General features: G+C 66.9%; 11 protein-coding genes. 1 reads left to right on the top strand and 10 read right to left on the bottom strand.

Translation table 11 applies throughout. The annotated features are described in order from the left end of the window. From VIR09_RS20640 to VIR09_RS20630, 3 genes are all read right to left on the bottom strand, one after another. Positions 1-255 (bottom strand): FecR/PupR family sigma factor regulator (locus tag VIR09_RS20640; protein ID WP_332014543.1); only part of this gene is annotated, 255 nt, incomplete at its 3' end. Then, on the bottom strand, positions 252-797 hold the full coding sequence (locus VIR09_RS20635) for an RNA polymerase sigma factor (protein ID WP_332014542.1): 546 nt from the start codon (positions 795-797) through the stop codon (positions 252-254). The genes VIR09_RS20635 and VIR09_RS20640, both read right to left, overlap by 4 nt. Positions 798-980: 183 nt before the next feature. Then, positions 981-2,201 (bottom strand): MFS transporter, encoded by a 1,221-nt coding sequence (locus VIR09_RS20630; protein ID WP_332014541.1) that lies wholly within the window; start codon positions 2,199-2,201, stop codon positions 981-983. Between the two features lie 210 nt (positions 2,202-2,411). Here VIR09_RS20630 and VIR09_RS20625 point away from each other — a divergent pair, with 210 nt between their 5' ends. Then, positions 2,412-3,353 (top strand): LysR family transcriptional regulator, encoded by a 942-nt coding sequence (locus VIR09_RS20625; RefSeq protein ID WP_332014540.1) that lies wholly within the window; start codon positions 2,412-2,414, stop codon positions 3,351-3,353. A 3-nt stretch (positions 3,354-3,356) separates the two neighbouring features. On the opposite strand, the gene trxB is transcribed toward VIR09_RS20625, so the two are convergent. The 7 genes from trxB to VIR09_RS20590 form a co-directional block, all read right to left on the bottom strand. Beyond that, positions 3,357-4,322: a thioredoxin-disulfide reductase gene (gene trxB / locus VIR09_RS20620; protein WP_332014539.1), complete on the bottom strand. Its 966-nt coding sequence runs from the start codon at positions 4,320-4,322 to the stop codon at positions 3,357-3,359. Further along, positions 4,319-5,281: a tripartite tricarboxylate transporter substrate binding protein gene (locus tag VIR09_RS20615; protein ID WP_332014538.1), complete on the bottom strand. Its 963-nt coding sequence runs from the start codon at positions 5,279-5,281 to the stop codon at positions 4,319-4,321. Before VIR09_RS20615 ends, trxB begins: the two co-directional genes overlap by 4 nt. Before the next feature lie 96 nt (positions 5,282-5,377). Then, positions 5,378-6,610 (bottom strand): CaiB/BaiF CoA-transferase family protein, encoded by a 1,233-nt coding sequence (locus VIR09_RS20610; protein WP_332014537.1) that lies wholly within the window; start codon positions 6,608-6,610, stop codon positions 5,378-5,380. Positions 6,611-6,677: 67 nt separating this feature from the next. Next, entirely contained in the window at positions 6,678-7,256 is a 579-nt protein-coding gene (locus VIR09_RS20605) for a UGSC family (seleno)protein (RefSeq protein WP_332014536.1), read from the bottom strand. 35 nt (positions 7,257-7,291) lie between these two features. Beyond that, complete coding sequence (locus VIR09_RS20600; RefSeq protein ID WP_332014535.1) at positions 7,292-8,404, bottom strand: hypothetical protein; 1,113 nt, start codon at positions 8,402-8,404, stop codon at positions 7,292-7,294. 136 nt (positions 8,405-8,540) lie between these two features. Next, the gene (locus VIR09_RS20595; protein WP_332014534.1) at positions 8,541-8,960 is read right to left on the bottom strand and encodes a VOC family protein; all 420 of its coding nucleotides are present in this window, start codon (positions 8,958-8,960) and stop codon (positions 8,541-8,543) included. Positions 8,961-9,044: 84 nt separating this feature from the next. After that, positions 9,045-9,615: acetyl-CoA carboxylase biotin carboxyl carrier protein subunit (locus VIR09_RS20590; RefSeq protein WP_332014533.1), on the bottom strand; the 571-nt coding region annotated here is incomplete at its 5' end.

Genomic DNA, 9,615 nt, shown 5'->3' with positions numbered 1-9,615 from the left:
GCCGCGCGGCGGGACGTGAGTGTGCATCGGCGTCTGATCGCGTGTCCGCGTCGGCGCGGAGTCCGGCCGCGGCAGCGCTGCCATGTCCTCCCACACCTGCTCCAGCCGCTCGTACTCTCGCCGGTGCGCGGGCGACGCTTGCAGCCACGCCTGGAAGGCCTGTTCGGCGCCGGCATCGGACGCGCGATCCCGGCGGCGCATGAACCACGCGCTCGCGGCCTCTTCGACAGCGGATAAAGGTAGGGATCGGGTCATGGCGTTTCGCCGTGGACACGGCGCTTGCAGTGCGCCAGCGCCAGTTGCAGATGCTTCTCCACCGCCCGCACGGTGATGCCCATGTGGTTGGCGATGTCCTCGCAGCGGAGCTCATCATACCGATATAGCAGGAAGGCCTCGCGCTGGCGCGGCGGCATCTCGTCGATAGCGGCCTGCAACAGCCGCAGGCGCTGGCTGGCGTCCGCGCGCGCTTCCGGCTGCAGGCCGGCGGGGGCGGCCAGGCCCACGGCCGTGGGTTCGAAGCCCTGGTCGTCCAGGCTGGCCACCACGTGCTCGTCGCGCACGCTCTCGCGACGCCAGTGGTCGCGCAGCAGGTTGCGCGCGATCTCGTACAGATAGGCGCGCGGCTTTTCCGGCGGCGCGGCGCCGTCATGCGCTGCTAGCCACTTGGCGAAGGTCTCCTGCGCCAGATCCTGGGCAACCTCGGGCGAACGCTTGAGCTGCCGGTTCAGGAAACCGACCAGCTCCGCGTTCCACGCCTTGTACGCCTCGGCGATCACGCCGAAGAACCGCTCCCCCATGATGCCCCTGTCGATGTCCGGCGCCGGGTTCTGTGACCCGGGCGCGTAGGCATGTCTTGATCAAATGATAATGATTCTTATTGTATCAAGATTATCGAGTGTTGCTGCCGGGGATAGAGGCAGCGCAATCTCTACGTGGAACTGGCCGAGGGTTTCGACGCGCTGTTCACGGCGCGCACCGCATCAGGGCGCGTGCAAGCTCCTGAGCTTCCTCAACTCCGGAAACCACCGCATCCACAATCCCGCCACGGCGATGGTGCCGACCCCGCCGATCACCACCGCAGGCACCGCGCCGAAGGCCGCGGCCATGACGCCGGACTCGAATTCGCCCAGCTGGTTGGAAGTGCCGATGAATAGCGTGTTCACCGCGCTCACTCGTCCCAGCATATGGTCGGGCGTGTTCAGCTGCACCAGCGACGAGCGCACCACCACGCTGACCGCGTCTGCCGCGCCCAGCACCACCAGCGCGCCGATGGACAGCGGGATCGAGGTCGACAGGCCGAACACCGTGGTGGCCAGCCCGAACACGATCAGCGCGCCGAACAGCAGCCGGCCTACGTGTTCGCCCAGGCTCAGGCGGGCCAGGGTCAAGGACATCAAGGCAGCGCCGCAGGCCGGAGCGGCGCGCAGCGCGCCCAGCGCCCAGGGGCCTGCGTTCAGGATGTCCTTCGCGAAGATGGGCAGGAGCGCAGTGGCCCCGCCCAGCAGCACGGCGAACAGGTCCAGCGACAAGGTGCCCAGCAGCAGGCGGCGCTGGAAGATGAAGGTGATGCCGGCAAACAGCGTGCGCCAGGTGGTAGGTTCCTTGCGCGGCGGCGCGCGTTCGATGACGAGCGTGGCGATGGAGGCGAAGGCGGACAGATACAGCGCCGCCGCCACGCAATAGATCCATCCTGCCCCCAGGCCATAGCCGACGCCGCCCAGCGCCGGGCCGGCGATTTGCGCGATCTGACCACCGGAGGATGCCAGCGCGGTCGCGCGCGGCAGCCATTCGCGCGGGACCACCGCCGGGATCAGCGTGGCCATGGTCGGCGCTTCAAAGGCGCGGGCCGAACTCATGATGATGATGGTGGCGTAGATCAGCGTCTTGCCGCCCACGCCGTGCAGGGCCGCGATGGCCAGCACCAGCGTGGCCAGCGCTTCCAGCGCCATGCACACCGCCACGATCTTGCGGCGGTCGTAGCGGTCGGCCACGTGGCCCACCACCAGTGTCAGTGCCGCCATGGGCAGGAACTGCGCCAGGCCGATCAGGCCCAGATCCAGGGCGCTGCCGCTCAGTGCGTAGATCTGCCAACCCACGGCGACCGAGACGATCTGGAAGGCCAGCGACGCGCCGATGCGCGCGAACAGGTAGTGCAGGAAGGCGGGACGTTGAAGCGGACTGGGGGAATCGGGGGCGGGCATGAGGGATGGCGCTTGGGGCGCGTGACAGGCGCCGGACTCAGCATTCTAGGGACAAGTCGCTGACGGGAAACTAAGAGCCTCCTTGCAGACGCGTTCCGGAAATCCAGTCTGTCCCGGAAGATGGCGGGCTCTCATTCATGCGCAAGGCGGATGCATGGAATCTATAATTTCGATTCCTGCATATATCGACCTCCACAACGGCATTCACCCATGGCCACGCTTCCCGATCTGAGTTCGCGCGAATTGCAGGCGATCAGCACCGTCGCCGAGTGCGGCAGTTTCGTCGCCGCCGCGCTGACGCTGAACATCTCGCAACCCGCACTCACGCGCACGGTGCAGCGCGTGGAAAAGGCCTTGGGCGTCGAGCTGTTCCATCGTTCCACGCGCCGCGTTGAAACCACGCCGGCGGGCCAGGAGTTCGTGTCGCTGGCGAACCGCATGCTGTCCGACCTGCGCATTTCCTACGAGAACATGCGCGAGATTTCGGATGAACAGCGTGGCCGCAGCATCGTGTCCGCGGTGATGTCGGTGGCCTACACGCAGCTGCCAGGCATCGTCGCCCGCTACCGCGAATCTCGGCCCCGTATCGAATTGCAGATCCGCGAGGGCGTGCACGGCACCGTGCTGGACGATGTGCGCAGCGGCGTGGCCGATATGGGCATTACGTATATCGACGAAGTGCCGGGCGATTTTTCGGTAGTGTCGCTGGGCCGCGAAGCCTTTCATGTGGTGATGCCGCGCAAGCATCCGCTGTCCACGCAGACCGGCGTGACGCTTGAGCAACTGGCGCCGTATGCGTTGGTCTCGCTGCCGCGCGAGGCGCAGACGCGCCGTCTGATCGATAGCCATGCGTCGATCGCAGGCGTGCCGTTGCGGCACGCCGTGACCGTCAGTCAGTTCGCCACCGTGATGCAATGCGTGTGGGCCGGCGTGGGCATTGCCATCGTGCCGGGCGGCGCGGTGCCGGCCGCGCTGAGTGCGGACCTGGTGGCGCGGCCGTTGACCAAGCCTGCGCTGAGCCAGGCCATAGGCGTGGTGTTTCTCAAGGAGCGCGGCCTGACTCCCAGCGCCAGCGGCTTCCTGGCGCAGTTGCGCAGCGACTGGGTGCAGGTGGTTGCGCCCGCGCGCCGCGGCCGCCGCAGCGGCGCCTAGGCTTCAGGCCGCGGTCTGTTCCAGAAAGCGCTGCGCGTCCAGCGCCGCCATGCAGCCGCTGCCGGCGCTGGTGATGGCTTGCCGGTACACCGTGTCCTGCACGTCGCCAGCGGCGAACACGCCGCCTACGCTGGTCATGGTGGCGAGTCCCTTGCGTCCGGCTTGCGTCACGATGTAGCCATCCTCCAGCGCAAGCTGGCCTTCGAACAGCTCCGTGCTGGGACGATGGCCGATGGCGACAAAGCACCCGCTCACCTCCAGATCCACGCAACTTCCGTCGGCCAGGTGCCGGACGCGCACGCCCGTCACGCCGCCTGCGTCGCCCAGCACCTCGTCCAACACACTGTCCAGCTTCAACCGGATCAGGCCTTGTTCGACCTTGGCCTTGAGTTTGTCCAACATGATGGCCTCGGCGCGGAACGTTCCGCGTCTATGGATGAGCGTGACGGAACGGGCGATGTTCGACAGGTACAACGCTTCCTCGATCGCCGTGTTGCCGCCGCCCACCACGCAAACATCGCGGCCGCGATGGAAGAAGCCGTCGCAGGTGGCGCAGCCGGACACGCCCCTGCCCATGTAGGCCTGTTCGGAGTCCAGCCCCAGATAGCGCGCAACCGCGCCTGTTGCCACGATCAAGGCGTCGCAGGTATAGGTCGCGCGTTCGCCGCGCAAGGTGAAGGGTCGCTGCGACAGGTCCACGCTTTGCACGTGGTCGGCGATGACCTCGGTGCCGAAGCGCAGCGCATGGTCCTGGAATCGCTGCATCAGGTCGGGGCCCTGCACGCCGTGCACGTCGGCGGGCCAGTTGTCGACATCGGTGGTGGTCATGAGCTGGCCGCCCTGCGCCATGCCCGCGATCAGCACTGGGTTCAGATTGGCGCGTGCGGCATAGACGGCAGCGGCATAGCCGGCCGGTCCGGAGCCGAGGATGAGCAGCCGCGCATGGCGGTAGGAGTCGGCGGCGCTCATTGCAGCCGGATCCCCGCCAGCCGCACGATCTCGGCATAACGCTGCGCTTCAGATCGGCAATAGGCGTCGAAGTGCTCGGGCGTATCTCCCACCGGCATGGCCTGCGCGTCGGCCAGGCGCGCCCGCACGTCGGGCCGCTGCAGCACCGCGTCCACTTGCTGGTAGATGCGCGCGACCAGTTCCGGCGGCGTTTGCGCCGGCGCCCACATGCCGTACCAGGTGGTCAGGTTGACGCTGGGATAACCCAATTCGGCGAAGGTAGGCACGTCCGGCAACGCGGCCACGCGTTGGTCCGAGGTGACCGCCAGCGCGCGCAGCTTGCCGCCCTTGACGAGGCTGATGGACGAGGGCATCGAGTCCAGCATGTAGGTGACCTGGCCGCCGATCACATCGGTCAGCGCCGGCGCGCTGCCCTTGTATGGGATATGCGTGACGTCGAGCTTGGCGGCCGCCTTGAACACCTCTCCAGCCAGATGGCCAGGCGTGCCGTTGCTGGATGAGGCGAAGTTGTGGCGGCCGGGTTGCGAGCGTACCAGGGCGATCAGGTCGGCAACCGAGCGCACCGGCGAATTGGCGCTGATCACCAGCTGGATGGGCGTCGAGGCCAGATTGGTGATGCCGCGGAAATCCTTGAGCGGATCATGCGACATGTTGGCGTAGAGCGCCGGGTTGACCAGCTGGCCCGAGACATTGATCAGCAGCACATAGCCATCCGGCGCCGCCTTGGCCACGGCGTCCGCGCCTATCATGCCGCTGGCGCCGGGCCGGTTGTCGATGACGACCGATTGCCCCAGCTTGTCGGCCAAGGTCGCCGCGACGATGCGGCCTACGATGTCGGTGGGACCGCCTGGCGGATAGGGAATGACGACACGCAGCGGCTTGGACGGGTAATCGGAGGCGGCCAGCGCCCTGGCGCCGCTGCAAAGCGTACCCAGGGTTGCGCCCGCGGCTCCGATCAACAGGCGACGCCTGAGCGGGTTTGAGGGGTCCTGCGCCTGAATGCATGGTTCCATGGTTTGTCTCCCTAGTCTCATTCTTGTGTAAGGCACAGCTACTCAGGATGTGGCGGCGATCGCGCCTTTGCGCCGCAGTTCGGCGAGCGCCTCTGGCGCCAGTCCCAGCATGTCGCGCAGGACCGGTTCCGTATGGGCGCCCAGTACAGGAGGCGCGCTGCGATACTCCACAGGCGTGCCCGATAGATGCAGCGGATTGCCGACCAGTTCGGCGCAGCCCGATTGCGCGTCGGGCATAGGCACGCGCATGCCGCGTTGCAGGACTTGCGGATCGGCGAATACTTCCGCCAGGCCATTGATGGGGCCGCAAGGCACGCCCAGCGTTTCAAGCGTGGACAGCCAGTGCGCGCCGGGCTGTTCCGCCATCTGTGCCTGGATCTGCGGAATCAGCGAGTCGCGCGATGCCAGCCGCGCCGTGTTGGTGGCGTAGCGAGGATCGTCCGCCAGGTCGGGGCGGCCGATGGCGCCGCAGAAGCGGCGGAATTGCGCGTCGTTGCCCACGGTGACGATGACGTGGCCGTCGCGGGTGGCGAAATCCTGGTACGGCACGATATTGGGATGGGCATTGCCCAGCCGTGCCGGCTCGCAGCCGCTGGCCAGGAAGTTCATGGCCTGGTTCGCCAGCGCGGCCACCTGCACGTCCAGCAGGGCCACGTCGACGTGCTGCCCTTCGCCCGTGCGGTCGCGATGCGCCAGGGCCGCCTGGATGCCGGCGGTGGCGTACAGGCCGGTCAGGATGTCCGTCAGCGCCACGCCGACCTTCAGGGGGCCGGCGCCGGGCTGGCCGTCGCCACGGCCGGTGATGCTCATCAGGCCGCCCATGCCCTGGATCAGGAAGTCATAGCCCGGCCGGTTGGCATAGGGCCCGTCCTGACCGAAGCCGGTGATGGAGCAATACACCAGCCCGGGATGGCTGCGCTTGAGTGTGTCGTAGTCCAGGCCATAGGCCTGCAGACCGCCCACCTTGAAGTTCTCGATCAGCACGTCGCATTGCGCGGCCAGCGCCGCCACCAGCCGCTGGCCATCGGGCGTGGCGATGTCGACGGCCACGGACTTCTTGTTGCGGTTGGCGCCGGCGAAGTAAGCCGACTGCGCCACGTCGCCCCATTGCGGATCGCTGATCCATGGCGGACCCCAGCCGCGCGTGTCGTCACCCTGGCCGGGCCGCTCGATCTTGATGACCTCCGCGCCCAGATCCGCGAGCAGCTGGCTGGCCCAGGGGCCCGCCAGCACGCGCGAAAGGTCCAGCACTCGCAAATGCGATAGTGCGCCCATCGTTCTGTCTCCCGTTGTCGCCGCGCCGTCGGCTGCGGCGCCTAGGACGCCACCTCGGCGGCCGCTGTTATTGCAGCTCTACGCGGACCTGCATTGGCGCCTTGGTACCCAGCCACACCTGCTGCGCCTGTTCCTTGATCTGGACGACGCGCTGCGCCACTTCTTCGGCGGTGATGGAACTGACCGGGTGCGCGATCACGACGGGCTCCAGCGCCTTCATGCCGATGGCCTGGCGCGTCAGCTCCGTCTCGCGGGCGAACTCGGTCGTGATGATGACCGCGCTGGGAACGCCCAGCCGCTCCAGCGCGATGGAGTCGCGCACGCAGGCCGAGCAGCAGGAACCGCAATCGCCGATGGCGGTCAGCACCACGTCGTTCTCGGCCGCGATGCGCTCGATCAGCTCGGGTGCAGCATCCTTGGAGAAGCTGTGCTTGACGTAGTAGTTCACCTCGGCGAAGGCGATGTCCTCGCCCAGGGCCGCTGCCGCGCCGCGCAGCAGCTTGTTGGCGTTCCATTTGGAGTTGTCGAGTATGCCCAGCCGCAATCCGGTCAGGTTCTTCTTGCGCGCCGATACCGGCACATCTTCGAAGCGCAGCGCGCCGCGCGGGTCGTACACCGCGACTTTTTCCCCGTTGTTCATCAACATTTCCGATCTCCTGGTTGTCGTATCCGGATGACGCGTCAGATGGCGCAGGCGCCGCTGGTGCAATCGCCGCTGTCGGCGCTGGCGCCATCGATGGCGCGCAGCACGGGCGTGCTCATATGCCCCCAGCCCGGTATCAGCACGGAAAAGCGGCCCGCCTCGCCGCCCATCACGAACAGATGGATGTGGTCCGGGCTGTGCACGATGGGGATGCGGGTGTCGTCGTCGCGCTTGTAGTACTTGGGCAGGTTGCGGTTGTAGACCTTGCCGTAGCGGTGGCCGTAAGCCAGGTCGATGAAGCGGTTGCCGTGATTGACGTACAGGTAGTTGCGCACGTCGGCGCGCGACCAGCCATGCTTGCCGATGGTCTGCGCGTGTTCCAGGCCCAGCACCACCGCGATGTGGCCGCCCAGCACCGCGCTGTTGGACGCGATGGTGCTCATGGCCGAGCACATGGTGTCGAGGATGCCTTCGGGGTCGTTGGAAATGTGGTTCGTAACGCTGTGCGGCGCCTCGGCCGCCATCGCGAACACGGTGGAGTCCTCGGCCTTGTAGCCGTGTTCCACGTGATACGGCGCCAGCGGACTCTGCAGCTCGTTTTCGCAGACGCAGTAGGTGTACTTGCCGGGATGCCCCAGCGTGCTCTTGTCCAGGTCTCCCGGCCAGCCGCCGCCCACGTTCAGCATGATGAGGCGCAGCGCCCTGCCGATGGTGGCGTTGGCGCGATTGCCGGAACCGAACGCGTTGACGCCGCCGTTCATGCCGATCTCGCGGGCGATCGGCCCGTTTACGATCAACAGGGGCGCGGCCACGTGCGTGGTGGCCTGCACGCCATTCAGGTTGAAGGCTTGATCGGTGACGGCCTTTACCGCCGCCAGCACCACCGGCGCGTACTCGGGCTTGCAGCCGGCCATCACCATGTTGACGGCCAGCACTTCGCGCGTCAGTTCGCCCCAGCGCGGCGCCACCCGCGCTTCCACGAAACCGGGATCGCCACCCAGCCGGGACACGATCTCGTCGATCTTCTCCTGGGTCGGCGGGACGACGGGCAACCCGTCCGTGAAGCCGCGCTCGTAGTAGTACTCGACCAGGTCCACGCCGGCCGGCACCATGTTTGCCGGCGATGCCTTCGCTTGCAGAACCGCACTCATCAGAATCTCCTCGTGGCTGTCGAATGACGTTACGAGGAGGATAGGAGTCCTTGCTTATTTATAACAAGAACAATCTATTTCGATAAATGATTGCGGAAAACGCATAAATCACGCGAAGGCGCGGACGCGCCTGCCGCTACGTCTTGGGCCAGTAAGTCCCGAAGCTCCACAAGTTGCCTTCCGGATCGCGGCAGGCGAATTCGCGGCTGCCATAGGCCGTGTCGTACGGTGGGGTTTCGATGGTGGCGCCGCTGGCCTGGACCTGCGCGTGCAGGGCGTCCGGATCGTCCACGGCCAGATACAGCGCATCGGTGCGGCGTCCTTGCAGGTCGCCCACCAGCTTGCCATGGGCGTCGTCGCGGTCCGGGCCCAGCATCAAGAGGGAGCTGCCGTAGGCCAGTTCCGCATGCTGCACAGTGCCGTCGTCGCGGTAGACGGCATGTTCGGTGAATCCCACCACGCCGGTAAGCCAGCGGATCATCGCCTCCGCGTCGCGGCAGCGCAGGGTTGGAAACAGGCGGGGCGCCGCCGATTCGGATGGCATTGAACTCATCATGGGTACTCCCGAGGATAAGCAGGAGCGCCCATGATGAACCCGCGGCCGGCGGGACGGGTGACGATTTTGTTACGGCGCGCCTGGCTACTCGCCGATGGCGACCAGCTCTGCCCCTTCCGTCACCTGATCGCCCACGCCGTAGAACACTTCCGTCACCTTGCCGTCGGCGGGCGCGGAAATGGTGTGTTCCATTTTCATGGCTTCCATCACCAGCAGCGGCTCGCCCTTTTCCACGGTGTCGCCGGCCTTGACCGAGATCGAGATGATCTTGCCGGGCATGGGGGCGGTGAGGCCGCCGCCGTGTTCGCCTTGCGTATCCTGCGAATGCGCGAGCGGATCGTACAGGTCCAGTACGTGCACGCCGGCTTCGCCGAAGACGTGGGCGCGGTCGGCGTGCAGCACGACCGTGCCGGCGCTCTCATGGCCATCCAGCGTGATGCGCAGGCCGTAGGCGAGGTTGGGATTGGCGCTGGCATGGGCGCGCCACAGGAAGGCTTGCGGACCGGCGCCGGAATCCAGCGTCCAGGCGCCGCCCTGGCGGGCGACGGTGACGCGGCGGGTTTCGCCGTTGTCCACCCATTGCAGCTGGCGCTGGTAGCGGCCGCCCAGGCGCCAGCCGTCGCGCGCGTCCCAGGGGTCGGTTGGCAGCTTGCCG

The organism is Achromobacter sp. (assembly GCF_036567245.1).
GTDB lineage: Bacteria > Pseudomonadota > Gammaproteobacteria > Burkholderiales > Burkholderiaceae_B > Achromobacter.
The sequence above is the reverse complement of the archived record's forward strand: the minus strand, read 5'-3'. Positions and strand labels throughout refer to the sequence as shown.